A 26,203-nucleotide genomic window follows, 5' to 3' on the forward strand; every position below is an offset into this window, starting at 1 on the left:
ATTTAGCATAAGGGTCAAACGGTGAGTATTCAAGGTTAGCCTAATTATACTTAATGATAGTTTAGGCTTTAAAATGTGCTAATGCATACCAATAGTTATTATTAAGAAGTTATTATTAAGAATTGCTAAAATAAATTGAGTTTAAGTTAACCCAACATATCAATTCAGTTAAGGATCTTGAAATGGATGATAAAGACTACCGACAAGTTGAAGATAGCTTTGGTAAATTAAATATTCCCGTAGATGCACTTTATGGCGCTCAAACGCAGCGTGCCGTTGAAAATTTTAACTTTACAACCAGACGTATGCCAGCTCAATTCATTCGCTCGCTAGCGCTCATAAAAAAAGCAGCTGCAAAAACGAATGCAGAGTTAAATTGTATTCATCCAGATCAAGCGGAATACATTGTTAAAGCTGCCGATGAAATTATTACTCAAGACTATCATAACCAATTTCCGGTAAATGTATTTCAAACGGGGTCGGGCACTAGCACGAATATGAATATGAACGAGGTGATTGCGACATTAGCGCAACAGCTTGCTTCAAAAGCTGGCACAGTGGTAAAAGTACATGCAAATGATCAAGTTAACTATGGTCAAAGCAGCAACGATACGATTCCAGCTTGCATTCAGCTTTCGTCAATGTTGGCGATTAAGGAACAACTCATACCATCGTTAGATAAACTTATTGAAAGACTTGAACAGTTAGCCAGTACTTACCAACATATCGTTAAAACGGGACGAACTCATTTAATGGATGCGATGCCTTTATCACTTGGTGATGAGTTTGCTACTTGGGCATTTCAAATATCCGAAAGCAAACAGCGCTTGCTTGCCATATTGCCTTATTTAGCCGAGTTGCCATTGGGCGGTACGGCAATAGGTACAGGAATTAATGCCGATGCTAATTTTTCTAATTTAGTGTGCCGCCATTTAAGCCAACTAACCCAAACAGAGATCAAGCCTTGTTTAAATCTAGCGGCGAGAATTAGTTCTCAGGATGTCAGCTTACATGCTCATAACGAATTAAAGTTATTAGCGACTATATATATTAAATTGTCTAATGATTTGCGCTGGATGAATTCAGGGCCAAATTCAGGCTTGAGTGAACTACAACTTAAAGCACTGCAACCTGGCTCGAGTATTATGCCAGGAAAAGTAAACCCGGTGATCCCAGAGGCTATCATTATGATGGCGAGCGAAGTAATAGGAAACGATACCAGTGTCACGCTTGCCAATCAGTCTGGAAATTTTCAGTTAAATGTAATGCTACCTTTAATAGCTGATAAGCTATTAACATCAATTACCTTATTGACCGATGCTAGCCAAGCTTTTGCCGATAAAGCGTTAAATGATTTGGTGATTAACGAGCAAAAATTGACTCAACAAGCCAAAGCGAATCCGATTTTAGCAACCGCTTTAAATCCGATTATTGGTTATGATAAAGCGGCTAAAATTGCAAAAACGGCGATGCATGAAAACCGCAGTATTATTGAAGTCGCACTTGAAATGACAGACATAGAACCACAACAGTTAGAAAAATTATTAGAGCCTATTCAGCAGGCGAAACCTCATGGTAAATGAGTAGATAAGTTCAACTCGGTTTAATGAGTATGTTTCAAACGGCTTTTTTCACGGGGACTTTTTTTACAGGAACTGCGTTAAATTCATTTGTATACAACCCCCATGGTTGGGGGTTGTAGAGCGACGCAGGAACCAAAGCAGAGGCTAGTTATTGACGCGTGAATTTGCCTTGCCCACGCAAAAAAATCTCGCTTGAAACCATGCGCCAGGCAGCGCTATGAGGTTAAATAATTCAATTAGTCTCTAACCTAACCGAGTTGAGGTTAGATACTAATTGAACCTAGCTTATGTTTACATCGTCGCAGGGTCTAAATATTGATTTAAATAATTTAGGCTGCGTTCTTCTAACCAATAATGGCCTTTAAATAAAGTACTACCTGAGATAAAGCCAACGTGTCCCCCTTTTTTACTGAGCTCAAAAGTAACAGCTTCAGCTAATTCATCGTTAGATGGGATACTTTTGGGCGATAAAAAAGGGTCGTCCTGAGCATGAATTATTAATAAAGGTTTTTTGACTGATTTTAGAAACTGTTTACCGCTACATTGCTCGTAATAATCTTGGGCATTTTTAAAACCATGCAATGGTGCCGTAATTAAATCGTCAAATTGCCATAAATTTTTAATGGATCTAAACTGTTCAGGTGTTAACTTTAAATAAGGGTGTAAATTGATACGCTGAGTTTTACGTGCCACATTATCCAGTAGCATATCTAATAGATATTTTTGGTATATTTGCGAGCTACCAGTTTGAATATATTGACAGCTTTGGGCTAAATCAAGCGGCGGACAAATTGCAACACTGGCAATAAACGGATTGTTATATCCGGTTTCGCCAGTGTATTTACATAATACATTCGCCCCTAATGAAAAACCAACTGCTGCAAGTGGTGCACAAGGGTAGCTTTGTTCTAGCCATTGACAGATATACGCCAAATCTCCAGTTTCACCTGAATGGTAGGCACGGGGTAGGCGATTGGCTTTGCCACCACACGAACGAAAGTGAAGTAACAAGCCAACCCAGCCATTGTCTCGAATGGCATTCATCATGCCTTTTGAATAAGTACTGTTTACAGAGCCTTCTAGCCCATGTAACACCACAATAATGGGTTTATTTGAATTTGACGCCGGTTTCTCAGTCCAGTTAATTTCTAAAAAATCCCCATCGACTAACTCAAGTTGCTCTGTTATGACAGGGCACAATAAATTTCGGCGCTCAATTTTTTGCCATATAGTTTGAAGGTGCTTATTATTTAGCCACCAAGCGGGCTTAAACTGGCTTTCGATAATCATATAGGGTTCTTTATTTTGATTGTTTTTGTTTTTCTATTAAAAGATCGCCTTTAGAACGTAATTTTTTCTTATCTCGTAGATGCGCAAAAGGGTCGTGTTCATTGGTACGGTTTTTTGGTAGCGACGCTTGTTTAGAATTGGCTTGTTTAGACGCTTGCGTTAGCTTAGTTGCTCGCTTGGATTTAAGGCTATATTTTATATACAGCAAATAACTCACAACGATGGCCAGTATTAAACACCACTTAGCTATGAGCACATAACCTAAATATTGTGTTTGCTTAGTTGTATTTAAATACTCATTTATATCGTGGCTAATAAATTGCAAAATGGTAAGTGCAATAATGATTAACAAACCGAGAACAATTTGTTTGCCAAATTTAAGCCAAATACTGGCTAATATACTGAGCCTTAATAAGGGTTTAAACACGAGCAGCCACCTATTAAATCCACCAACCTAGACCTAGTACCGCAGCCACCGCCAATAAGCCTTTCTCTTTTATTCGGCCACGTATTTTATCTTCTTCTTCCTTTACGATAACTTCTAAATCATCTGGTGCTAATTCATCTGCTTTACGCCCAGCAAGAATAATACGAGAATTTGCCGCCTGAATGGCTGACTCACGGATTTTTTTATCCAAGTTTTTCGAAATACTTTTTACTGGGTTGGTCAATTTCATACAGGCACCGCTCAATTAATCGTTATCACTTTAAGGTTTATAATGACAAGCAAAAAATACATTAGTGATTTTGAATAAAGTGTAGCCAAGCTTTAACCACTTTTTCAAAGTCATCGATGCCACATCCATTTTTCAACGATTCAGGATCTAGCTCGCTCATATCATCTGACTGGTTAGTATCTTCATCGTCAGCTGCGTCTTCAGGATCTTTTAGTTCAGGCTTTTCAAGTGGTGAAGCATTGGTTTGAATGACTGCCTCATCTTGATTTAAATATAGGCTGTATTCAGAGCCAGCAATTTTATGGTCGTTTAATTGGCGTTTCTTTAATTGGGTTATTAAATTAAGCAGCTCAACAATTTGTGTTTTGTCTGTTGCTAATTGATACGTTAACCAATGGCCAAAGTATTCTTGTTCAGTTGAAAACTCTGCTTCAAAATAGCCATCGGGCGTGCGATAAAAGTCGTATTCCACTTGATTCCACCTCAACCAATATAATGACAAATCAAGATCTTAATTTAAAGCTTGAGTCATTTTGGTATTCATTAATTCTAACCGCTAAATTTAACATAGCATAGGCAAAAGAATAAGCGGTTTTTAGATAAGATGTGATCTAAACGTGAGGAAAACGGAAGGACGCGCAAATCTTATACAAACTTGCGCATATTTAGAGTTAACATTGCTCTGAATCTGAATGGGCAATTTTAGTTAAAAATAACCAAACGTAGTAACCGCACAAACCTAATACAATACTTAACCCAAGTAGCGAACCCCAAACTACAGGATCGGCTAGTAACATTTGTAAGCTGCTCATCACTCACCTCTATATAATTTGATTAATTAAACTCAATACAGAATAACCAATTTGTTTACTTAAGAGATGAGCTAGATCAATTTTTGTTATCCGCTAAATGCCAATAGCGCTTAATATTGATTTAGATCAATATATTAAAATTTGGGCTTAAAATAAACTATGTTGTACCTGCGATAAGTTATCAAACACTCGGAAAGCCTGCTTTTCAATATGTGTTTCAATTGGCAATAAATCTGGAATAATAACGGTTTGGCAGCCTGCTCTTATGGCGGCTAAGGCGCCTGGGTTAGAGTCTTCAAAAACTAATGCTTGTTGGGGGGTAATATTTAATTTTTGACAAGCTGTTTGATAACACTCAGGCGATGGTTTGGCATGGGTGACATCATCTCCAGAAATCACCACGTCAAAATCAGCCAAGTAGGATAAATTAGCAAAATTTTCTAAAATAGAAGCCTGTCGTGCTGATGTAACTAAACCTAACTTGAGGCCAGAATTTTTTAAACGCTCGAATAGAGCGGTAAACCCGGGTTTTATTGGCATGTTTTGCGCTTTTTCAGCACTGATATAATTGCGGAAAAACTGGATGAAAGGCGTCATGTCAAAATCTTCACCAAACATTTTTTGTGCAATTTGATAGCACTCAACGGAACGAACGCCGACAAAATCTTGATACATTTGGTGGGTGAAATGCTGGTTAAAGTGTTGCGCGCTGGCAACCCAAGCTTGACTATATAAACTTTCACTATCAAAAATAGTGCCGTCCATATCAAATAAAACGGCTTTTAAATCAGATATTTTGGACATAAGGTGGGTAATTTTATTCCTCTAATTAGTGGTTTATATTCAAGGTTTTAGGTTTTGAACCTTAATTTAAATATTCATTTTAATGTTTAGCTCTTGAGCTTATTAAAACCATTATAATGAGTTAAAAATGTTTGTAATCCATCTTGTTCAAATTTTTTGACGGACCACGCATTCAAACTCAAAAGATGTTCAAATTCTGGCCTCAAAATATAGCAATCGGCTTGTATGTACGTTTGGTCATTTAATTCTACAGGGTGAGAAAGGCGCAGGTAACATTGGCCTTCAAATTTATCTAGTAAAGCAATATCTGCGTCTGAAACATGATAATAAACTAAACCTTGAGTTTGAGCATTTTGGCTGGGAATAATCGCAGGATAAGACCGATTTTTAATACTGTATCTAGCAAAGCCGGCTAGCCTTGCAGGGGTGCTACGATAAGTCTGACTGACAATACTTTGCCAAACTTGAGCGTACATCAAAGACCCATATGTAAATATATTTGTCATTTCATCCCCGCACCAAAATTTAGGTAAGTTATTCGCGAATTACTTTGTGTTTTTCGCCGTTGTCGTTAACTGCTACATAAGTAAATTCACCCTGACATACTTTAAAACTTGCTTTAGATGGCAAATTGCTTCTCAGGACAGGTTCAACCCATACTTCTAGTGTGATTTTTAATGAGGTATTGCCCACGTGACTGACAGTTCCGTAGCAACTAAAAATATCTCCAACGTGGACAGGTTTGATAAAACGTATACCATCAACTGAAACAGTGACAGTGCGACTTTTAGCGACGGCTTTAGCCATCATGCCTCCGGCAATATCCATTTGTGACATAATCCAGCCACCAAAAATATCTCCGTTTGCATTGGTATCTGCAGGCATGGCTTGTGTTCTTAAAATTAATTCGCCTTCAGCTTGTATATCGCCCATTTTTTCCTCGTTTTTTATCAATATCGCTCAGATGGATACTCGTAAGGGTTATCCAGAGTTTAGGTTGTATAACATTGTGACTTATTTCATAGTTTGCTTTAAATAATAAATGTTAATAATGACTATGTCCTCCCTGTTTATGATTTACTTTGCTGTTTGTGTTTAGAGATAACAGGTGAAGTCATCTCGTTAACTTGTTAAAATTAGCTGCTCGTTTTTTTGGAAGTATATAAGAGGTTAATGTGAAATCATTATTGATTAAAGGTGTACGTGAAGGTTTGGGGCGAGTGATCGCATTTATTAGTTTTGTAACCCGCCCCAAGCGTATCAAGCGAGATGAGGCCTCACAAAAACAAGTTAATCTAGATGTGAAAAATTTAGCTTTGTATCAGTTTTATGGCTGCCCATTTTGTATTAAAACTCGTCGAACCATTCATAAGCTTAATTTACCCATGACTTACAAAGATGCGAGTAAAGCACCTTATCGACAAGAATTAGAACAAGGTGGTGGTCGCGTAAAAGTACCTTGTTTAAAAATTGAAGAGCAAGGTGCCGTCCGATGGATGTATGAATCTAATGACATTATTGATTATTTAAACCAAAGGTTTGCTTAATGAATGATTTACCTATTTGGCTGAATACTCAAGCAATAGCCAATGATGAGCTTCTAATGCGGTACTTTACGCAATTAGAAGCTTGGTTAAATTTTCAAGGGATGTCCGCCAATTGGTATTCTGATGAACTCGCAATGATTCATCATAAATTTAAATTAATCGGTTTGTCTGAGTTCGAACATTTAAAGCAAGACGTTATTCAAATTAACGGTCATAAAAGTGAGCAGTTAAGCGACAATCAATGGACTTCGCTTAACTTAAGTTTAAAAAATTCTAAGCAGGATAATTTGCTGTTCCAGGCTATTTATCAGCTCAAAAATCACCAAGTTGAGTTAATAATTGCCTTTACACCAGCCATTAAAACTTTGTGTCAAAATAAAACATTTTCAACAAATGTTTTTAATACGGCTTTGTTTGAGTTTGCGAAGCGGACACGAGAGTTGAGCCTTCAATAAATTTAGCCATATAAGTTTTCAAACCAACTCATTAATATAATTTCTGCCGATTTAGAATCAATTTTTTCTTTAGTTAAATTTTTATAACCGCCCACTTCAAACAAATAAGCTTTTGCATCAACTGTGGTTAACCTTTCATCCCAAGTTTCTACCTGATAACCAAAGCGGCCATGCAGACGATTCGCAAATTTTTTAGCTCTTTGTGTTATATCTTGCTCGGTGCCATCCATATTAAGTGGTAATCCCACTAATAATAAATCGGGTTTCCAATCATTTAATTGTTGTTCTATTAGCGCCCAATTAGGTATGCCATCTCTTGCTTTAATTGCTGGCATTGACCGGGTTGAATAAGACATTTCTTGGCCAATGGCAACACCAATGCTTTTCATGCCAAAATCAAAAGCCATTACGCACCTTTGACCTATAGGGGTTTTGTTTGTCATTTATGTTTCACTTACAGTGTTGTTCAATTTATTTACAAAAGGCTAGCTAATTTAGCCTCTAGATTTTAGTTAGACGTTAGGGTAATTGATTTATGCGTGGCCAATATCGTCACTCATTTGCCATGGTGAAAAGCCTAACTTTTCAGTCGCTTTTTGCCAACGCGCATGGATGGGAGTAGAAAATAGTAGCTCTTTATCGGCTGCGATCGTAATCCAACTGTTTTCAAGTAACTCTTGTTCTAATTGTCCAGCTTGCCAGCCAGCGTAACCTAGACAAATTAAAAAGTTATCTGGCTGATGCTCACCGCCAATCGCTTCTAATATATCTTTCGATGTGGTCACCATTAATTCATCCGATAATTCTAATGAGCTTTTCCAAATATCTTGTGGTGTATGTAAAATAAAGCCTCGCTCAGCACTGACAGGACCGCCTGCATAAACAGGAATATCAGGATCTATGTGTTTATTGTTAGTGCCATCGCTTACTTGCGCTAACAATTCACTAATTGACATTTCCATTGGTTGGTTAATGATAATGCCCATCGCTCCTTTTTCATTATGTTCACAAATGTAGGTAACGCTGCGCGAAAAATAAGGGTCTTGCATTGACGGCATCGCAATTAATAAATGATTTTGTAAACTTTGCATTGTTATCCTAAAAGCTGTTTGATTTAAAATGGGGCTTAATCGATTATTTATTCGTTTAAGGGTGTCACTTGTTTCAGATTATTTAAACTCACAGTTTTACTGATTTCAAAAAATGAGCGGATATAAGCCTTGTTTTTTTCACGTGATTTAATAGCAGCATAAAGCTTACTTTGCATGCCGGATTGCGTTAATGCAATGGTTTTTACTAAACCTTGTTGCTCGTATTCATTCACAGCCCAAGACGGCAGCGCAGCAACACCTAAATCAGCCGTGACCATTTGTAAAATCATTAATGTTTGATCAACTGTTTTAATTTTAGCAGGCTGGCAATTAGCAGGTAGCAATAAATATTTAAATATATCTAAGCGACTTGGTGAAACAGGATAGGTCAGCAGAGTTTGATCGGTTAAATCTTCTGCAGTAATAAATTTTTTTTGTGCCAACGGGTGAGATGGCGATGTTACTAAGACCATCTCAAAACTAAATAAGGGTTCAAAATGAAAATTTTTTGACTCAAATGTATCCGCTGTAATCACTAAATCTAAATCACCTTGCGTTAATCCGGGCATGGCATCAAAGGTATATTCACTATCAAAAGCTAACTCTATCATTGGCCATGCATTATGAAATTGGCTAATAGCTGGCATTAACCACTGAAAACAACTATGGCATTCAATAGCGAGTCTAAGTGTTCCTTTATCTTGGTGTTGTATATCTTGAATCCGAGCCTGAGTATCTAAAATTTTAGGTAAAACATCGTCAGCTAATTTGAGTAATAGTTCTCCTTCAATTGTAAACTTAATAGGTGATGTTTTACGCAGATAAATAGGGTTGCCTACTCGGCTTTCTAGCTCTTTTAGCTGGTGGGACAAGGCCGATGCAGTGGTATGTAGCCACTGAGCTGACTTGGCTAAACTGCCTGTTTGTGCCAGTGCTCTAATGGTTTTAAGGTGCTTAATTTCAATCATGAATTATATTCAACTTTATTTTGAATATGTTGAGATATACTCATTTTATTGTTTATTGCAACATAGTGCAATCCAGTTAAATAATTTAAGCGAATAGACATATGAAAATACACAGCTTGGTTGACTCAAATGCCGCGGAATCATTGAATGAGCAAGTTTTAAACTCAGCATTTCAAATTAAATACCTTCATTGGCATCAGCAAATGGCAGCTGAGATGGATTTACTCACGTTAAATTGCAATGATTTAAACAAAGGTTTAAATCATCCTAAAGCTTGTCTATTAACGCACACATTAGCCATGTTTGGTATTAACCAAGTAGATACGGTAATCACTCAAAAGACACAATTTAAATTAAATATCAATCATTTATTAAATGATATTGCCCAAGCTAAAGTTTATCAAAAGTCACTTAAGATTAATTTAATCGGGCCACTTGAGTTGCTATGTTTAATGAAAATTGAAGATAGCACCAAAGCAGCAGTTTTAGAAAAACTAGTACCGCTATATCAACAGCTGTTAACGGAACTAAACAGTGCGGATGTCGATTGGATTCAGTTACAAGAGTCGGTCTTAACGGGATCAGACGATAATCAACAACTGGAATACGAACAACAATTAATTAAGGTTTGTCAGGCATTATCAACTGTTGAACGACCAAAATTAATACTTAAATCTAGTTTTATTCAAACCTTAATCGAAGAGGGCAGGAAAGCAAGGTTGGATAATCTACTACCTATATTGTCGCTAGAAGGGATTCAAATAAATGCTAGCCACAAAAACTTTAATTGGTCTTTACTATTAACGTTAGTTTCTCAAATTAAGGTTATCTCAGTGGCGGTTGTTCAAGGCGGCGTTACACAAAAAACGAACTTAGCTGACTTACTCAGGCAAATACAGCCGATATACGATGAGTTGATGGATAATTTATGGTTAACCACTGAGTTTTCAGCTGAGCGTAATCTGTTTAACGGGCAAAAGTTAACCGAGCTTAATTTGCTAAAAAGTGCATTAATCGACTATGAAATAGATCCTGTGATAGCTTACAGCAACACTGCTCTAGTCCCATACAGAACTCAGTTACAAGCTTAACTTTGCACACTAAATGCGCTTTTGGATAATTAATTTGCACGTTAAAGGTGCGTTTAATCAAATTGTTAGTGCAATTTGGGTTAAAGCACAAAGCGTTCAATTCAAGCCGGATGTATTATTTAAAGGCGATACGCAATGTATGTGGTTATTTATGCTGATTGGCGCTTATTTTGCTTTCTTTTTATATGGGTAGTCGTCGATTACTTTAAATTTAAAGCTATACATAGGAGTATGCGTTTTCAATGAGCCGGGTTCATTATTTATCGATTGCATTATGTTTAATACTGGCTAGCGTGCTCGTTATTTATATTTCTGTTAAACGTAAAAAAGATAAAAAAAGATTACGCATTGGTTTGCAGGCCATTATTGACGTTAGAAATTTAATGGTTTTGGTACAGCAACATCGCGGTTGGTCCACGGTTTATACGCTAGGTGATATCAAGGCGCAGGAGCAGCTTAGGTTACTTAAAAACGATATTCAGCGGCAAAATACAGCGCTTTCAAAAGCTTATCACTTAACTCAATACGACCGCTGGCAAGCGTATGTTGAGCATTGGCAGCGTTTATCAGAAAAAGCACTTCATTTATCATCCAGCGATAACTTTAAACAGCACACTCAATTGTTGGGCTGTGTATTGTTTTTATTAGAAGACGTTGCTCATACATACTATTTAACCAACAAAGAGGCATTGCCCGATAAGCTACTGTGGCGAGATTTATTGCAATTGTCTGAATTTATCGGGCAAGCGCGAGCTTTGGGCACAGCGATGGCGACTATAAAACAGTTTAATCGTGTAGAGCGAAGTAAATTGATTGCACTGAGGCACCAAATAACTGATTTGTCAGAAAACCTCTACCAAAGGTTATCGGAGCAAAATTTATCTGAAGATTTGGCCAAAAATGTGACTTACGCAAGTAAATGTACACGCTATTTATGTTCAGCGATAGAGCATGAGTTAGTTGAAACCAAAGATATAGACATGGATCGAGATAGTTATTTTCAGTTAGCTAGTGACAGTATTAGTGCAATTAACCAGCTATTTGATCAGGAATTAAAGCGAATTGAATTAACGATGTAAACTATTTTAGGTTGGCTTTTTAATTTGAAAGCGTAACGGTGGCATTCATTAAAAGGTAGACAAAAATCGCATTTGATCCCTTCATTTGAGTATCTCAAGGGATCAAATACAGTTGGTGCTAACTATTTTTCATTTGGGATAATTTTAATTTCTACTCGTCGGTTCATCGCACGATTTTGCTCACTATTGTTAGCCACTAATGGTCGGCTTTCACCATAACCTTGAGTTGCTAAACGGTTTTGATTAACCTGACGATTTAACAAGCCATCTCGTACGCTTAAAGCTCGCATTTCTGACAATCTTTGGTTCATATCAAAGCTGCCTACATCATCAGTGTGACCTTCAATGTATAAAATGGTTTTGTCATAATGCGTTAAAATCCGAGCTAAATCGTCTAAAATTGGAGCAAAGTTAGGGGTAATATTAGATTGGCCAGTTGCAAATGTAATGTTTGAAGGCATCACCAAGCGTAGTGAATCGCCTTCACGAATGACTTCAATGCCTGAATCGCTTAACTCTTGTTTTAATTCTTCTTCTTGGTTATCCATATATTTACCAACTGCACCACCTAAAATAGCACCAATACCCGCGCCTAAAACGGTGCGTTTAGTTGAATGGTTAGATGTTGACTTACCTAAAACCGCACCAGCTGCTGCGCCAATGGCAACGCCTTTTTCTGTATTAGTTGCTGCACAGCTGGCCAATAGGGCGGCTGTTGTGACTGAAACACATATTTTACTAATTGGTTTTATCATCTTACAAACTCCATTATTTGTTTGAAATACAAGATTAATAATTATAACTAATCCTAATTGTTAAATAATACATAATAAACATATACCCGCTATTATAGCGTTAATAACTGAATATAAACTGAATTTTTGCAAACGTATGCACTAAGTCGCACTTTTAATTAACTCTGAATCCATATAATCTATTACTCATTACAAATGCCAAAGCGCTTACCTCAAGCAGCTTATTATTAATCAAACCGGACTCTTTTATGCAAACTCTACCTATCCATACTTATTTGCCTCATGCGAGCCGACTCATATACGGCTGTATGAATTTGGGGGGCAACTGGCAAGCCAATTCACTGCAAAGTGAACATGTTAAAATAGCTTGCAATATGGTTGATACCTGTTTAGAGCAAGGTATTAATATGTTTGATCATGCTGATATTTATTCGCATGGTTTGGCCGAAGCTGCGTTTGGTCAAGCTTTAAAGCAGCAAAATCAGCTACGAGATAGCATGATCATTCAGTCTAAATGTGGTATTCGATTTAGCAATGGGGCAGATCAAAAGGTAAAGCGATTCGATTTCTCAAAAGATTGGATTTTAAAAAGTGTAGAGCAGTCATTAACTCGGTTAAATACAGATTATTTAGACATTTTATCTCTGCATCGCCCTGATCCTTTAATGCAGCCAGAAGAGGTCGCGGATGCTTTTCGTCAATTAAAACAAAGCGGTAAAGTTAAGTATTTTGCGGTATCTAATATGAATGCTTTCCAAATTGATTTACTGCAGCAAGCTTGCCCAATGCCGATTATCGCCAATCAAATTGAAATGAGTTTGGCGCAGTTAGGTTGGCTAAATGAAGGGGTGCACGCAAATCAAACCCGTTTATCTCAAATTGGGTTTAATCCAGGTACGATAGAGCATAGTCGTTTAAATAACATTCAAATGCAAAGCTGGGGCAGTATGGCGCAAGGTTTGTTTGCTGGTGGTGGTAAAATCCAAGTGGCTACTAAGCCAATGCAAAAAACGGCCGAACGAGTCGCTCAGTTAGCGGCAGAGTACCAAACTAGCATTGAATCGATTGTGCTTGGCTTTTTATGGCGACACCCCATGAATATGCAAACGGTAGTGGGGAGTTTAAAACCTGAGCGCGTTAAAGCTTGTGCGCAGGTTGAAAGCATTCGTTTAACACCTGAGCACTGGTATCAATTATTTGAATTAGCACGCGGCGAAGAGTTGCCATAAATAATTAACGAAAAGTGAATGATTTTGACGAATTAAATAAGGAGATTACCGAGTGCAAAAATTTGACGTTATTGTATTTGATTTAGGTGGCGTATTATTAGATATTTCTGGTGTTCAAGCAATTTTAGATTGGCGAAATAATCAAGAAAGCTTACCGGAATTTTGGCTTAAATGGATAAATTCGCCTGCCGTACGTGCATTTGAATCGGGTCAAATGGATGAAGATACTTTTATTAAAAACATAATAACTGAATTTAAATTGCCTATCGATTATCAAACTTTTAAACAATCTTACTCCGGTTGGATAAAAGGAATGTTTAGTGGAGTAGCAGAACTATTAAAACAACTTAAACCTCAATACCAATTAGCCTGTTTGACCAATACTAATACCTTGCATTGGCAAGAGGTGGTTAACACTGGGGTCATTGATTTGATCGATACGCCGTTCGTTTCTTTTGAAATGGGCGAGGTTAAACCTGAAGTGTCCATTTATCAAATCATGCTAGCGCAATTAAATAGGTCACCAGATCGAGTCTTATTTTTAGATGATAATCAGATTAATGTCGATGCGGCCACAGCTTGTGGAATTTGTGCTTACAGGGTGGTAGGGTTTGAGCAAGTAAAGCAAACTTTAATTGAGTTAAATGTGCTCTAAATTGTTGCTCTTGTGCAGGGCTATTTGATATCACGGATACTTTCAATTTCTTCAAAAATATGAGCTTGCTCAGGATTGAGTGGCAACAGAAACAATATTTGATTGCTTAGGGTCTGTTGACGTTTGGAGTACAAATTTTGTTCTAACTAAACGCTTTTTGATCGCGACGCGAGATATGTAGCATAGTTCTTCTATGTCAATATCGAGCACAGCTACCGCATCCTGCTCACGCTAAGTACCTGCATCCATGCAGGCAACAAAGAGCAAAAAGCGTTTAGGACGAACCCGAAGGGCAGCGTTTGTTTAGCATTTCTACTGTGTTGCCCCACATGGATGTGGGGTAAGGTGACTTTGCAGGAGCATAAAGTCTTTATAGCTCATTTATGTAGCCCACTACACGTCAATCGCTATGCCTTGTATAAATACCAAACAAACTGCTGAAAAATTGTACCCAAAAGGTCAACAGACCCTAGGTAACCACTATGGCTTTTTATCTTTTAGAAAACCATAGTGGTTAAGATTTTGCGCTATTATAAGGCAATAATTTACTGCTCTACGCTTATTTCCCAAACGGCTACGGAACCAGAAATTTCATTGCCGATAATTAATAAAGCTTGGCCGGTCGGGCTATCGTTAGCCGAAACAAACTTCATACCTTCAGGCGCTAAATCGCCGGTAATCTCTTCACCTTCAACCAAGCCTCGGTTGATAAAATAATCAACGAAAGTGCTTTCAAACGGATTTGTTATATCGTAAACAAAAATACCGCCCATACGTTCTAAACCAATAAAAGCATAAGTACGTTCGCCTATTTTACCTAAAGTGAGTGCTTCAGGCTCTGGGCCTTTTGCATCTGAGCGAGTATCGCCTTCATTTTCGTCTTCGTTGTTATTAAATTGATTACCGTGTTTCTGAGCCGTGATCATTTCAAAATCATCACCTGAGTCAAACACTAAATCACCATCTTGCGAAAAAATAGAAAATGAACGAGCACCGTAACTATAAAAGTCTTCGTACTGGTTATCCATTTGGTTATAACCTAAAGCCGTGGTAACAATTAATCTGCCTAAACCATCTTTACCACCATTAGCGGTAACCAAAGCTTCAAGGTCTGTGCTCAGTGGCGCTATATCCTCTAAATCTTTTATTCGAGATTCTTCTAAATACGAAAAACAAACTTCTTCGTCATCATCAAAATCATAAAGACCATTAGGATGAGCTTCTAAACACGCGGCTTTATTTTCATCTTCAACTGAACCGCCAGATAATGCTGAATCTATGTATTCACGAGCATCACCTTCGTTTGCAGTTACTACGTAGTTACGTCCATCTACCTTATAACTGGCAATCGTATCGGGCTGATACATACCGTATAAGTGCTGATAAGACTGTAAATTTATTGCATCATCTTTGTCAGATACATCAAGTTTGTAGTTGTTCCAATTTTTAAAGCCTAAACCAAATACTTGTGTTAACTCATTGGTTTGCAAGTTAATGACAGCAATGGCATTATTTTCTTGTAAAGAAACAAACGCGGTTTGGTTATCTTCAGTAATGCTAACGTATTCAGGCTCTAAGTCTTGTGAGACAAGCGTAGTTGCATGAGGGCTAGCAAACTTTACGCCTTGCGCCATTAATGAATCTTGCATGTTATTTAGTGAATCAAACTGAATGTCGGTTGCGGTATCACTTGGTATACCTGCGTTTATTTCAATTACAGAAACAGAGCCAACTGGATCAATTGTATAATCACCGCTAGGTTCACCTTCATTAGCAACCACAGCTTTTTTCCCATCATGGGTAAAAGTAACCATGTCGGGTAAATACCCAACTTCAACTGATTTTATAAACTGAGGTGCTGCACCTGATATATCATAAAAAGCGATATGGCCTTTTTCGCCTGTTGTTTGCGCTGCCATCGCAACCGCTAAAATGTGATTGTTATCATCAATAGCTAAACTGTTAGCATCGCCAGTTACGTCAGATGAAACGTCTAAAGTTTGTAAAATAACTAAATTACTATTGGTAACCACATTTTCTGCTGTTTTAGTTAAAGCTTCTGGGTTGATGTTATTACCGTCAATAATTTCTACGGTGGCATTATCGCCTGAACTATTAATGGCATATATATGACCAGTTGATTTGTGAAAGCTAACGATTTCAGCAGCACCTTCTGGTGATTCAGCATTGAGCACAGTACGGCCTGCTAATTCAAAGGTGAGCTTTTGTGAGTTTGCTGTGTTTTCTGAGTCATCTTTTGTATCTAGTTCAAGGGTGCAAGCTGAAAGCGAGCTAATAATGGCAAGTGATAATATTGATTTTTTTAGCATGGTATTCTCTTTTAATAGTTTTATTAAGCGCGGGCAGGATATAAGTTAGCGAACTTATGTGACATTTAGGTGATGTAAATTTGAAGCAATAATGTCAGTTTTATTGCAGTCGATAGCAGAGAAAAATTATAGAAAGTAACTGATTTGACTTATTATATCGCGTAGAATATTGGCTCTTTTTCTACGAGGTCTTATCATGCTTAATACGTTTTTATCTGACTTAAAACAGCAACCATCGGCAATTGAATTCAGTCAAACCATGAAAGTGATTGAAGCGAATTACCAATTCAACGAAACTGAGTTTAAAAATGGTGATATTGTCAACAAAGCGGGTCAAAATTCAGGCTCATGTAAAATTTTTGCGTTTGCTCAATTACATCAACTTAGCCAAGCTGAAACGTTAAACTTATTTGGTGACTACTACCGAAAAGATGTGCTTGAACACCCTGAAGCAGACGATCATCAAAATATTCGTAACTTTATTCAATTTGGTTGGCAGGGAATTGAATTTAACGGTATCGCATTGAGTCCAAAAGCGGACTAATTCTTATTTCCCCAAAATAGATAAATTTGATAAACAAGGTGTTTTTAATGTTTGGTTTTTTTGAACGACTGGTCAATCCGTTTCCTGAACAGCAGCCAGTTCAGCCACCTAAAACTTTGTACGCTTTTTGTCGTCACTATACTAAAGGCATTGAGATACACCTGTTTATCATGGCATTTTTAACGGCGTGTCTGGCTGTTATTGAAGCTTCGTTAATGGGTTTTTTGGGTCAGCTGGTGGATTTGCTTACCAACTCTACGCCTGCAGAATTTTTTGAAACGCAACAAACGAAACTCATCGTCATGAGTATATTGGTTTTAGTGATTGCGCCTTTAGTTATTTGGTTTCATACCGCAATTGTTCATCAAACCTTATTGGGTAACTACCCGATGATAATACGTTGGCAGGCGCATCGTTATTTACTGGGTCAAAGTATTAGCTTTTTTCAAAACGATTTTGCCGGTCGAGTCTCTACTAAAGTTATGCAAACAGCGCTGGCGGTCCGCGAAAGTGTGATGAAACTGCTGGATGTATTTATGTACGTACTCGTTTATTTTATCAGCATGTTAGTGTTAATTGCGCAAGCCGATATTCGTTTATTAGTACCTATTTTAATTTGGATGGCGGCCTATATCGGCATTCAAATGTACTACGTGCCTAAGCTAAAACGCGCTTCTATGTTACAAGCAAACGAACGTTCTATTATGTCTGGCCGAATAGTCGATAGTTATACTAATATCAATACAGTTAAATTATTTGCGCACACCCAACAAGAAGCGGCTTATGCCAAAGAAGGCATGAATGGCTTTTTACAGACCGTCTACAAACAAATGCGAATTGCCACAGGTATGATCTCGTTTGTTCAGATTAGTAACTATATTTTAGCTTTTGTGATTAGTGCCGTTTCAATTTGGTTATGGAAAGACAATTTAATTACCGTTGGGGCAATTGCAATTGCGGTCAGTTTGGCACTTAGATTAAATGGTATGTCGCAATGGATTATGTGGGAAATCAGCAGCTTATTTGAAAATATAGGCACAGTGGCAGATGGAATGAGCACCCTAGCTAAACCAAGAGAAGTGCAAGACCAAAAAGAGGCATCTGCGTTAGCCGTAACAAAAGGACAAATTAGTTTTAACCAAGTTACTTTTAATTATGGCGATGAACATAGCGTATTTAATAAATTGGATTTAAATATTAAGCCAGGTGAAAAGGTTGGGATTGTTGGTCGATCGGGTGCAGGTAAATCAAGTTTAGTTAACTTATTGATGCGTTTTTATGATATTAATTCAGGCAGTATTGAAATTGATGGGCAAAATATTGCTAAGGTACAACAAGAAACCTTACGTGCTCAAATTGGTATGGTAACTCAAGACACCTCGTTACTGCATCGAACCGTGCGTGAAAATATTTTATATGGCAAGCAAAATGCAACCGAAGCCGAATTATTAACCGCAGCAAAAAAAGCAGAGGCAGATGCATTTATTCAAGATTTAACTGACTTTGAAGGCAATAAAGGTTACGACGCTCAAGTCGGGGAGCGTGGGGTTAAATTGTCAGGTGGCCAGCGACAACGAATAGCGATTGCTCGGGTATTATTAAAAGATGCGCCTATACTTATATTAGATGAAGCAACTTCTGCACTCGATTCTGAAGTAGAAGCCGCGATTCAGCAAAGCTTATATCAATTAATGGAAGGCAAAACTGTGATCGCGATTGCTCATAGGTTATCCACTATCGCTGCAATGGATAGACTGATTGTCTTGGATAAAGGTGAGATTGTTGAGCAAGGTTCACATCAGTCATTAATAGAACAGGGCGGTATTTACGCGCAGCTTTGGGCCCATCAAACCGGTGGCTTTATTGGCGTAGATACAAATTAATTTTTAGGAAAATAAATGGATACCTTGAGCATAAAAAACTATTTATTAGCAAAACCTGATACGCGCGAAGATTATCCATTTGGCCCAAATGTTGCTGTTTTTAAAGTGAAAGGAAAAATGTTTGCGACCCTTTCAGCTCAAGCCGGTATTGATAACATGAATTTAAAATGCGAACCGCAGGAAGCACTGGCATTAAGAGAAATATTTGATGCAGTTAAACCCGGCTACCATATGAATAAAAAGCATTGGAATACTATAATATTAGATGACTCTATTCCTCAAGGTGAAGTAGAAAGAATGATAGATAACTCCTTTTTGCTGGTGGTTAAAGGTATGCCTAAAAAAGACAGGGTTTCGATTGAAATAAAGCTGTAAATTATGGTTGTAAAAAAAACGACATGGTACGTATATATAATACGCGCGAGCGATAATGCGCTTTACACAGGCATTACGACTGATCCTCAAAGGCGTTTGTTAGAACACCAAACGGATAAAAAACGTCAGGCTAAATTTTTTAAGGGTCGCCAAGCCATTTCAATTGTTTATTTAGATAAAGTAGAAAACCGATCAGCGGCGAGCAAAATAGAAGCACAATTAAAAAAGTTACCTAAAGCAAAAAAGGAAGCATTGGTATTTAGTTATAAACCTACTATTGGTTTGGGTGCATGATAATAGCCATTGAGTGGCTGTATGTACCTTTATAAAAAGTGAGTGAAAAATGCGCTTTTGGGTTTTATTATTTTGGTTCGGTATTTCGATATTCAGTTTGCCTACAACTGCTTTGGAGTTGACGGACTCTGAGATAAAACGACCGGAAGAATCCTTTTTATGGCGCAAATTAAGCTTAATTACTGCTCCAAAATCCTTCGCTCTACTTAAGCAGGCAATTGAACACAGCAAACCAGTAGAAACCACACTAGGCCAAGATGGCGCATTTGGCTTAAAGCTAAAGTTATCAAATAAATTAACACAAAATGGCATTTGGTTTGTTCAGCTTCATGCTAATTATTTAGATGTTGGTCAAGCCTATTGGCAATCGGCAGATGGTCAAATATTTAAACTACCGACCTTTGGCCAACTCAACGGCAACAGTATACGTATGTTGCACAGTCAAAGCTTTCAACTTGCACTTAACGCCCAAGAATCTGGTTATTTGTGGCTGTATATAGATGCTAAAAAATTTCCAGTGGCGGTGCAGCCAAGTATTATTCCAGATCAACTTTTTTATCCGAAATTGTTTCAAAATAACGCGGCGTCATTAATGGCAATATCTGTCATGTTAACGTTGGCAACAATCGCTTTATTTGCATTTATTCGCACGGGCCAAATGGTAACCTTGGCTTGTGCTGGTTATGTCGGTTTACATGGCTTGGGTTGGCTAGCTGCCTCTGGAGGGCTTGGTCACTTTTTTTTGCATGGCTATTTTAATCCTGTTTATCTCGGGATGTTGCTATTTCCATTTGCAATTGCTGCGGCGAGTCAATTCACTAAATTGTTATTTTATTGCCAGCTGCAGCACGTTGGTTTAGCCAGGCTTTTTAATACTATGTCCGTGATTTGTGTCGTACTTGGGACGGGAATGTTATTTTTGCCTTTTTCAAGTAGCTATTTTATTGCTCATATTATCGGTATTGTTTGGGTACCAGTGGCCATTTATACGGGGATTGTTATGCTCAACGAAAATGATTTCCGTGCTAAATATTATTTAGTCGGTAATCTTTTTTATGGTGTAGCTTTACTGTTTTTTATTGTCTTGCACGTGACCGATATCAATTATACTGGCTCGTCTGAATTTTTAGTCATTGCTGCTTTGGCTATTGACTGTTTTTGTATTTTATTATCGTTAAGTGAATGGTTACAGCTTCAGCAAAAAGAGTATAAACGCAGTTATGTTATGTCGCGTGTTGACACATTAACTCAAATTGGTAACCGGTATGCGTTTAACGAAGACGTGCAGCAATTACAAGGCCAGCCTTATTGCATTGTATTTATTGATTGCGACGGGTTTAAATCAATAAATGACAAGCTGGGTCATGCTCAGGGAGATAGCTATTTAATTGAAGTTTGTACTTTAATGAAAAAGAAACTAGCCGATGTGGGGGAGATATATCGTGCGGGTGGTGACGAGTTTATATGGTTGGTCAACATAAATGAACAAGCGGATAATGTAGAAGAGTTAACCCGTGTTTTAAAACATTTATTAGAAAATGTTGATGAAGCAATAAAGCAGAGTAAGTGGAATAGCGCAGGATTAAGTTACGGACTGGCAACGAGTATAGAGAGCAATAGTTTGTCTGATTGTTTAACATTAGCAGATCAAAGAATGTATCGACTCAAGCACAGTAAAAAGTGCTGATAACGCGTTAATTTTTAACCTTTACGCTTTTCGTGAATTTTAGGCTCTTTACCTGTGAGTAGCCTTTTGATATTGGGCAGATGACGTAAAATAATTAAAATACTGAGCATAGTAACCGCAATAGTATATTTAGGTTTGAGTAAATAAACATATAAAGGCGCTAAACTAACTGAAATAAGCGATGCAAGTGACGAGTATTTAAATTTATAAGCACTAACCGCCCAGGTAAAAATTAATATAGCGCCTAGTTCAAGCCCAATAGGAAGCATAGCACCAAAAGCTGTCGCGACTGCTTTGCCGCCTTTAAATTTATGATATATTGGAAAGATATGGCCTAAACAGCAGGCAATGGCGACTAAGCCTAATTCAATTGGGGGGAGATTTAAAAAATAAGATCCCCAAAGGGGTAATACCGCTTTAAATACATCAAACATTAAAGTGAGTAACGCTGGTTTCCACCCCGACACTCTATATACGTTGGTTGCGCCCGGATTTCCAGAGCCCGACTGAGTAGGGTCGTTTGTATGAAAAACGCGCTGCGCAATGCGGGCTCCTGACAAAGAGCCTACAAAATAGCTGGCGATCAACAAAACAAACAGCATTATCGACATAGAGTGAGTTTTTTCCTATTAAAAAACAAGGTAAACTGCCTTGTTTTACGAAGCTTACAATATTTGTGAATATAATTCATTACTAGCATTGGTAATTGACTTCAAATTATATAGCGAGTCACATTTGAAGCGACTGGAATAGTTATTTTTAAATGTACTTGGCATACATGATGATAGGGTAAAACAGCATGGATATGGTTTTTATTCATGATTTTGAGCTAACGACCAAAATTGGTGTGTTTGCTTGGGAACATCACATAGAACAAAAATTAATACTCGATTTAGATTTAGCTTGGCCCAACCGACCTGCCGCAGCAACGGACGATATCAACTTAGCATTAGATTACAGCGCGGTGGTGGCTCAAATTCAAATATTTGCCCTGTCACGGCAATTTGAATTGATTGAAACTTTAGCTGAAAAAATAGCAGCTTTGTTGATTGAGCAGTTTAATATTGAATACGTTAAGTTAAAAATACGAAAACCCGGAGCAATTAAAGAGGCGACTGTTGGCGTACAAATTGAGCGGAGAAAATCTTAATGGCTAATATTGCGGTGAGTTTAGGAAGCAATATTAACGCTGAATTTCATTTAAAAACCGCTATTTTTTTGCTGCGCCCTTTTATTAAACAGTTGGTCATTTCACCTGTGTATGAAACCGAGCCGGTTTCAATTGGCGGTGACAATTTTTTAAATATTGTTTTTGCTGGCGAGATTGATTTAAATTTATCCGATACTATTCGTTTGTTTAAAGCTGTAGAGCAACAATTTCAACGTAATCGACAAAAAAGCAATAAAGCTAAAATAACACTGGATCTAGACCTTTTAATTTATGATGATTTAGTGTGTCGACAACCTGTCGAATTGCCTCGAGCTGAAATCCTAAAAAATGCATTTGTATTAAAGCCTTTAAGTGAGATTTTAGCCGACAAATCACACCCAGTTGCAGGCCAAAGTTATGCGCAACTTTGGCAAAAATTTAATAATCATAGCCAAAAAATATGGCAAGTTAATTTTGAATGGAATAATACATGAGTATTTTAGAAATTGTAGTACTGGCGTTATTACAAGGATTTACCGAATTTTTACCTATATCTAGTTCAGCTCACTTAATATTACCCTCACAGCTATTAGGGTGGCAGGATCAAGGCCTAGCCTTTGATGTAGCCGTTCACATTGGTTCACTGGCGGCGGTACTTATTTATTTTAGAAAAGATGTGTGTGAAATATTAGGGGCTTGGTTTACCAGCTTGAAAACCAAACAACAAACGCCCAATAGCCAGTTAGCTTGGTGGATTATTATTGCCACGATACCGGCGTTATTATTTGGTTTGGCGTTTAAAGATATGATTGAGCAATACGCTCGTTCAAGTTTAGTGATCGCGACGACAACGATTGTATTTGGCCTGTTACTTTGGTGGGCGGATGTAAAAGCAAAACAAAATATAGATGTGCCTATGCTCGGTTGGAAAAAAGCGTTAATTATTGGTATTGCTCAAGCTATAGCAATGATTCCGGGAACGTCTCGCTCAGGTATCACTATTACTGCGGGTTTAATGCTAGGGCTTAATCGAACCGCAGCGGCTCGTTTTTCGTTTTTAATGTCAATTCCAATTATTTTAATTGCCGGTGGTTACCAAACACTAAAATTAATTACCTCAAACGAAATTGTAGATTGGACAGCGATTGGCTTAGGAACGCTATTATCGTTTGCAAGTGCCTATACCTGTATTTATTTGTTTTTAGCTTTAATTGAAAAAATGGGCATGCTGCCGTTTGTGATTTATCGTCTTATTCTAGGGGTAGGATTGTTCTATTTTGTATTAGCTTAATGTGTTTTTAAAGCCCTGTAGTCGGTGTAGTAGGGCAGAAAAAGCAGATAGCTTAAACAGGTCATTAAGTAGGTGTTCGTTAGCTTGTTTAAACTAAAAAGGCGGGATACTTGTTTTGAAGTATCCCGCCTTTTTAGTTTTCTTGGTTCAAAGCCCCGTTTAGTCTTCTAGGCGTCGGGTAAATACTGGTTTATCTGCCGTGGAAAATTCGTCTGAATATTGATATCCAGCTGAATCAAAGTTTAATAAACTTGCTTTTGTTTTAACTTGGTTTTCAATGATATATTTAGCCATTAACCCACGAGCTTTTTTGGCATAAAAGCTAATCATTTTATATTGACCATTTTTCCAGTCTTTAAAGGTGGGTGTAATTAAAGATGCGTTTAATGATTTTACTTTAACCGCCTTAAAATATTCATTTGAAGCGAGGTTCACTAAAATGTCAGATTGAATGGCACTAAGCTGATCGTTTAACTTTTGCGTGATAATTTCACCCCAAAAGTGGTATAAATTACTGCCCCGTTCATTTTCTAACTTAGTGCCCATTTCTAAGCGATAAGCTTGCATTAAATCTAAAGGTTTAAGCACACCATATAAACCCGATAATATGCGTAAATGGGTTTGTGCATATTCAATATCTTTATGATTTAAACGAGTTGCATTTAACCCTGTGTAAACGTCACCATTAAAGGCATAGATGGCTTGTTTTGCGTTATCTAATGTGAAATTTGGATGCCACTGAGCAAACCTAGCGGCATTTAAACCAGCTAGTTTATCACTTATTTTCATCAGCGATGAAATGTCTGCAGGGCTTAACTGTTTGCAAACGTCAATCAGTTGTTGGCTGTATTCAAGTAGTTCAGGCTGTGAGTAGTGTGTATTGGGTGCCTGAGTGTCATAATCTAAATTTTTAGCCGGTGATATAACAACTAACATAATGGTTCTCGCTATTAAAATTAAATTTGGCTGGTATTAACATGTAAATCAAGCATTTGGCCAGGTTGTAGATATTTCTTTCGGTTAATTTTATTCCAAGCTTCAATATCTTTAATAGACACTTTAAATTTTTGTGCAATCCTAGCTAAGGAGTCGCCAGGTCGAACTTTGTATTTAACTTTTTGTGTGTCTGTACCAGGTTCAAAGCCGGTAATCTGGCCGTCTTTTCGTTTAATAATTAAAATTTGACCAGGAAAAATTGATGCATTAGCAGAAAGGTTATTCCATTTGGTAATTTCTTTGATGCTAACTTTGTGTTTTTGGCTTATTTCCCAAAAACTATCACCTGATTTTACGATATATTCAATATCATTAGTTTCACTTGTGCTCACACTTTTAGTTTGTGCTGCTTGTGATACCTCGGCAATTTGAGAGGCGCTAGCATCGTGGCCGGGTATCAGTAAATAACTACCTGCTCGTATATTGTTACCTTTTATTTTATTGGCTTTTCTAATAACCGCCATTGTGGTTTTATATTTTTCTGCAATTTTGCTTAAGCTGTCGCCTCTTTGAATTTTATAGCGAGTCCAAGTCATTAATTCATTGGCCGGTAAGGCTTTAACTTTACGTGCTAATAGCTCAGCTTTTTCAATTGGCAATAAAAAGCGGTGTGGGCCGTCAGGTGAGGTTGCCCATTGGTCATAACCTGGGTTTAGCGCTTTAATGTCTTTTACTGGCATGTCAATTAATTTACCAGCCAACGATAAATCGATTTGACGGTCTAACTCAACGACATCAAGTGTTTGTACGTTTGGTATTTTATAAAGGGTTAAATCGTATTTATAAGGGCGCTTAAAAATATCAGCTAGGGCTAATAATTTAGGAACATAGGCATCGGTTTCGCGTGGTAATTCTAGTGACCAATAGTCAATATTCTCGCCAGCACGATAGTTTTTTTGAATGGCTCTAGCCACTCGACCTTCGCCTGAGTTGTATGCAGCCAGCGCATGGAGCCAGTTACCATCAAACTGTTTGTTTAGCCTTTCAAGATAGTCTAAAGCAGCTTTAGTGGCTGCTATGACATCGCGGCGCCCGTCATACCACCAATTTTGAGCTAAACCAAAATGTTTCGCTGTACCCGGAACAAATTGCCATAAACCAGAAGCATTAACATGAGAATGTGCGTAAGGGTCAAAGGCACTTTCAACAATTGGTAATAATGCCAATTCCATGGGTAAACCACGTTTTTCGATTTCACCGACAATATAATATAAAAAAGGTTCGGCTCGTTTAGCAACACGATTAAGGTAGTCTGGATGTTTGGCATACCAAGTACGCTGAATTTGCAAACGTCGGTTATTGGGGATTGGAAAATTAAGCTGAGCTTGAATGCGTTTCCAAACATCGCCGTAAACTAAAGCTGATTCTTTGTTACTTTGTGTTTGGGGTTCGCTATTTGTAACATCAGAAATATTTGCGAGTTCGTCAGTACTTACTTCGGCTGCAATAAAGTTATTGTTGGTATCTTCACTTGCTGAGTCTGTGACATTAGCGGTTGCGCTTTGTTGTACTTTAGAGAGTTGTTGACAGCCTGATAATGCCAGACAAGCAACTAGTGGAAATACACATTTATACATAACTAACCTTCACCTTAAAAATCTGAGCGGAATGTTACTG

The 26,203-nt window shown here is 37.7% G+C and carries 32 protein-coding genes; 16 read left to right on the forward strand and 16 right to left on the reverse strand.

Annotation, left to right across the window (positions count from 1 at the left end):
* The first annotated feature begins 182 nt into the window (after nt 1-182).
* Nucleotides 183-1,583, forward strand: coding sequence for a class II fumarate hydratase (locus tag OLW01_RS03675; RefSeq protein ID WP_268075271.1), 1,401 nt, complete (start codon nt 183-185; stop codon nt 1,581-1,583).
* A 291-nt stretch (nt 1,584-1,874) separates the two neighbouring features.
* Here OLW01_RS03675 and OLW01_RS03680 read toward each other — a convergent pair whose 3' ends face one another.
* From OLW01_RS03680 to OLW01_RS03715, 8 genes are all read right to left on the reverse strand, one after another.
* Nucleotides 1,875-2,873 (reverse strand): hydrolase, encoded by a 999-nt coding sequence (locus OLW01_RS03680; RefSeq protein ID WP_268075273.1) that lies wholly within the window; start codon nt 2,871-2,873, stop codon nt 1,875-1,877.
* A 10-nt stretch (nt 2,874-2,883) separates the two neighbouring features.
* Nucleotides 2,884-3,300 (reverse strand): hypothetical protein, encoded by a 417-nt coding sequence (locus OLW01_RS03685; RefSeq protein WP_268075276.1) that lies wholly within the window; start codon nt 3,298-3,300, stop codon nt 2,884-2,886.
* Nucleotides 3,301-3,313: 13 nt separating this feature from the next.
* Complete coding sequence (locus OLW01_RS03690; protein WP_268075278.1) at nt 3,314-3,550, reverse strand: hypothetical protein; 237 nt, start codon at nt 3,548-3,550, stop codon at nt 3,314-3,316.
* 61 nt (nt 3,551-3,611) lie between these two features.
* Nucleotides 3,612-4,022 carry a YacL family protein gene (locus tag OLW01_RS03695; protein WP_268075280.1) on the reverse strand — a complete coding sequence of 137 codons (411 nt, stop codon included), beginning with the start codon at nt 4,020-4,022 and terminating at the stop codon, nt 3,612-3,614.
* A gap of 199 nt (nt 4,023-4,221) precedes the next feature.
* The gene (locus tag OLW01_RS03700; protein WP_268075282.1) at nt 4,222-4,362 is read right to left on the reverse strand and encodes a DUF3149 domain-containing protein; all 141 of its coding nucleotides are present in this window, start codon (nt 4,360-4,362) and stop codon (nt 4,222-4,224) included.
* Between the two features lie 147 nt (nt 4,363-4,509).
* Entirely contained in the window at nt 4,510-5,166 is a 657-nt protein-coding gene (locus tag OLW01_RS03705) for an HAD family hydrolase (RefSeq protein WP_268075284.1), read from the reverse strand.
* A gap of 86 nt (nt 5,167-5,252) precedes the next feature.
* A complete protein-coding gene (locus OLW01_RS03710; protein WP_268075286.1) occupies nt 5,253-5,672 on the reverse strand; it encodes a gamma-glutamylcyclotransferase family protein in 420 nt (139 codons plus the stop codon).
* A 28-nt stretch (nt 5,673-5,700) separates the two neighbouring features.
* A complete protein-coding gene (locus OLW01_RS03715; RefSeq protein ID WP_268075289.1) occupies nt 5,701-6,099 on the reverse strand; it encodes an acyl-CoA thioesterase in 399 nt (132 codons plus the stop codon).
* A 242-nt stretch (nt 6,100-6,341) separates the two neighbouring features.
* Between OLW01_RS03715 and OLW01_RS03720 the strand changes: the two genes are divergently transcribed.
* Nucleotides 6,342-6,713, forward strand: a complete 372-nt coding sequence (locus OLW01_RS03720; RefSeq protein WP_268075292.1) for a glutathione S-transferase N-terminal domain-containing protein — start codon at nt 6,342-6,344, stop codon at nt 6,711-6,713.
* Complete coding sequence (locus OLW01_RS03725) at nt 6,713-7,168, forward strand: hypothetical protein (RefSeq protein WP_268075294.1); 456 nt, start codon at nt 6,713-6,715, stop codon at nt 7,166-7,168. The genes OLW01_RS03720 and OLW01_RS03725 overlap by 1 nt, the downstream gene beginning before the upstream one ends.
* Nucleotides 7,169-7,170: 2 nt before the next feature.
* Here OLW01_RS03725 and ruvX read toward each other — a convergent pair whose 3' ends face one another.
* The 3 genes from ruvX to OLW01_RS03740 form a co-directional block, all read right to left on the reverse strand.
* A complete protein-coding gene (ruvX, locus tag OLW01_RS03730) occupies nt 7,171-7,611 on the reverse strand; it encodes a Holliday junction resolvase RuvX (RefSeq protein WP_268075296.1) in 441 nt (146 codons plus the stop codon).
* A 90-nt stretch (nt 7,612-7,701) separates the two neighbouring features.
* Entirely contained in the window at nt 7,702-8,259 is a 558-nt protein-coding gene (locus OLW01_RS03735; protein WP_268075298.1) for a YqgE/AlgH family protein, read from the reverse strand.
* Between the two features lie 47 nt (nt 8,260-8,306).
* Entirely contained in the window at nt 8,307-9,227 is a 921-nt protein-coding gene (locus tag OLW01_RS03740; RefSeq protein ID WP_268075300.1) for a LysR substrate-binding domain-containing protein, read from the reverse strand.
* Nucleotides 9,228-9,328: 101 nt separating this feature from the next.
* On the opposite strand from OLW01_RS03740, the gene OLW01_RS03745 reads away from it, so the two are divergent.
* From OLW01_RS03745 to OLW01_RS03755, 3 genes are read left to right on the forward strand one after another with little or no spacing between them, the layout of a single operon-like run.
* Nucleotides 9,329-10,318 (forward strand): hypothetical protein, encoded by a 990-nt coding sequence (locus OLW01_RS03745; protein ID WP_268075304.1) that lies wholly within the window; start codon nt 9,329-9,331, stop codon nt 10,316-10,318.
* A gap of 13 nt (nt 10,319-10,331) precedes the next feature.
* The gene (locus tag OLW01_RS03750; RefSeq protein ID WP_268075306.1) at nt 10,332-10,511 is read left to right on the forward strand and encodes a hypothetical protein; all 180 of its coding nucleotides are present in this window, start codon (nt 10,332-10,334) and stop codon (nt 10,509-10,511) included.
* Between the two features lie 49 nt (nt 10,512-10,560).
* A complete protein-coding gene (locus OLW01_RS03755; RefSeq protein ID WP_268075308.1) occupies nt 10,561-11,397 on the forward strand; it encodes a hypothetical protein in 837 nt (278 codons plus the stop codon).
* Nucleotides 11,398-11,519: 122 nt separating this feature from the next.
* Here OLW01_RS03755 and OLW01_RS03760 read toward each other — a convergent pair whose 3' ends face one another.
* Nucleotides 11,520-12,152 (reverse strand): YiaD family glycine zipper/OmpA-like lipoprotein, encoded by a 633-nt coding sequence (locus OLW01_RS03760; protein WP_268075310.1) that lies wholly within the window; start codon nt 12,150-12,152, stop codon nt 11,520-11,522.
* Between the two features lie 248 nt (nt 12,153-12,400).
* Here OLW01_RS03760 and OLW01_RS03765 point away from each other — a divergent pair, with 248 nt between their 5' ends.
* Nucleotides 12,401-13,381, forward strand: a complete 981-nt coding sequence (locus OLW01_RS03765; RefSeq protein ID WP_268075313.1) for an aldo/keto reductase — start codon at nt 12,401-12,403, stop codon at nt 13,379-13,381.
* 52 nt (nt 13,382-13,433) lie between these two features.
* On the forward strand, nt 13,434-14,036 hold the full coding sequence (locus tag OLW01_RS03770; protein ID WP_268075315.1) for an HAD family hydrolase: 603 nt from the start codon (nt 13,434-13,436) through the stop codon (nt 14,034-14,036).
* A gap of 545 nt (nt 14,037-14,581) precedes the next feature.
* On the opposite strand, the gene OLW01_RS03775 is transcribed toward OLW01_RS03770, so the two are convergent.
* A complete protein-coding gene (locus OLW01_RS03775) occupies nt 14,582-16,366 on the reverse strand; it encodes a choice-of-anchor I family protein (protein WP_268075317.1) in 1,785 nt (594 codons plus the stop codon).
* 196 nt (nt 16,367-16,562) lie between these two features.
* Between OLW01_RS03775 and OLW01_RS03780 the strand changes: the two genes are divergently transcribed.
* From OLW01_RS03780 to OLW01_RS03800, 5 genes are read left to right on the forward strand one after another with little or no spacing between them, the layout of a single operon-like run.
* Complete coding sequence (locus OLW01_RS03780) at nt 16,563-16,910, forward strand: HopJ type III effector protein (RefSeq protein ID WP_268075320.1); 348 nt, start codon at nt 16,563-16,565, stop codon at nt 16,908-16,910.
* Between the two features lie 47 nt (nt 16,911-16,957).
* On the forward strand, nt 16,958-18,793 hold the full coding sequence (locus OLW01_RS03785) for an ABC transporter ATP-binding protein (protein ID WP_268075323.1): 1,836 nt from the start codon (nt 16,958-16,960) through the stop codon (nt 18,791-18,793).
* Between the two features lie 15 nt (nt 18,794-18,808).
* Nucleotides 18,809-19,168, forward strand: coding sequence for an MmcQ/YjbR family DNA-binding protein (locus tag OLW01_RS03790; RefSeq protein WP_268075325.1), 360 nt, complete (start codon nt 18,809-18,811; stop codon nt 19,166-19,168).
* Between the two features lie 3 nt (nt 19,169-19,171).
* The gene (locus OLW01_RS03795) at nt 19,172-19,462 is read left to right on the forward strand and encodes a GIY-YIG nuclease family protein (RefSeq protein ID WP_268075327.1); all 291 of its coding nucleotides are present in this window, start codon (nt 19,172-19,174) and stop codon (nt 19,460-19,462) included.
* A gap of 49 nt (nt 19,463-19,511) precedes the next feature.
* Nucleotides 19,512-21,149 (forward strand): GGDEF domain-containing protein, encoded by a 1,638-nt coding sequence (locus tag OLW01_RS03800; RefSeq protein WP_268075329.1) that lies wholly within the window; start codon nt 19,512-19,514, stop codon nt 21,147-21,149.
* A 14-nt stretch (nt 21,150-21,163) separates the two neighbouring features.
* On the opposite strand, the gene plsY is transcribed toward OLW01_RS03800, so the two are convergent.
* Entirely contained in the window at nt 21,164-21,754 is a 591-nt protein-coding gene (gene plsY, locus OLW01_RS03805; RefSeq protein ID WP_428980182.1) for a glycerol-3-phosphate 1-O-acyltransferase PlsY, read from the reverse strand.
* Between the two features lie 194 nt (nt 21,755-21,948).
* On the opposite strand from plsY, the gene folB reads away from it, so the two are divergent.
* From folB to OLW01_RS03820, 3 genes are read left to right on the forward strand one after another with little or no spacing between them, the layout of a single operon-like run.
* Nucleotides 21,949-22,299: a dihydroneopterin aldolase gene (gene folB / locus OLW01_RS03810; protein WP_268075333.1), complete on the forward strand. Its 351-nt coding sequence runs from the start codon at nt 21,949-21,951 to the stop codon at nt 22,297-22,299.
* Nucleotides 22,299-22,793 carry a 2-amino-4-hydroxy-6-hydroxymethyldihydropteridine diphosphokinase gene (gene folK / locus OLW01_RS03815; RefSeq protein WP_268075336.1) on the forward strand — a complete coding sequence of 165 codons (495 nt, stop codon included), beginning with the start codon at nt 22,299-22,301 and terminating at the stop codon, nt 22,791-22,793. Before folB ends, folK begins: the two co-directional genes overlap by 1 nt.
* Nucleotides 22,790-23,590, forward strand: coding sequence for an undecaprenyl-diphosphate phosphatase (locus OLW01_RS03820; protein WP_268075338.1), 801 nt, complete (start codon nt 22,790-22,792; stop codon nt 23,588-23,590). The genes folK and OLW01_RS03820 overlap by 4 nt, the downstream gene beginning before the upstream one ends.
* Before the next feature lie 159 nt (nt 23,591-23,749).
* On the opposite strand, the gene yaaA is transcribed toward OLW01_RS03820, so the two are convergent.
* A complete protein-coding gene (yaaA, locus tag OLW01_RS03825) occupies nt 23,750-24,526 on the reverse strand; it encodes a peroxide stress protein YaaA (RefSeq protein WP_268075340.1) in 777 nt (258 codons plus the stop codon).
* 20 nt (nt 24,527-24,546) lie between these two features.
* Nucleotides 24,547-26,163 (reverse strand): LysM peptidoglycan-binding domain-containing protein, encoded by a 1,617-nt coding sequence (locus tag OLW01_RS03830; RefSeq protein WP_268075343.1) that lies wholly within the window; start codon nt 26,161-26,163, stop codon nt 24,547-24,549.
* Nucleotides 26,164-26,203 lie beyond the last annotated feature (40 nt).

It is taken from the genome of Catenovulum adriaticum, assembly GCF_026725475.1.
Taxonomy (GTDB): domain Bacteria; phylum Pseudomonadota; class Gammaproteobacteria; order Enterobacterales; family Alteromonadaceae; genus Catenovulum; species Catenovulum adriaticum.